The sequence below is a fragment of the Pseudomonas sp. UMAB-08 genome (assembly GCF_900095225.1).
GTDB lineage: Bacteria > Pseudomonadota > Gammaproteobacteria > Pseudomonadales > Pseudomonadaceae > Aquipseudomonas.
In genome coordinates, this window is the sequence record NZ_LT607470.1 from 1 (window position 1) to 276 (window position 276).

The following is a 276-nucleotide window of genomic DNA, read 5'->3' on the forward strand; positions in this document are numbered from 1 at the left end:
GGGACTCGAACCCGCGACCCCCGGCGTGACAGGCCGGTATTCTAACCGACTGAACTACCGCTGCTTGTCGCTCGAGCTTGCACCCGATGAACTCATTTGAAACTGGCCTTCGAGAGCCTGTTTCGTTGTAACCCTGACTGATCAGCCTTGCGGCTTTCCAGTCTCAGACCGGGCGAACCCAATCTGAAAAATATGGCGCAGCGGACGGGACTCGAACCCGCGACCCCCGGCGTGACAGGCCGGTATTCTAACCGACTGAACTACCGCTGCTTGTCG

General features: G+C 59.1%; 1 tRNA gene. It reads right to left on the reverse strand.

The window, feature by feature from the left end:
* Nucleotides 1–193: 193 nt before the first annotated feature.
* Nucleotides 194–270: transfer RNA gene (locus K0F75_RS25460), tRNA-Asp, on the reverse strand.
* Between the last annotated feature and the right edge of the window lie 6 nt (nt 271–276).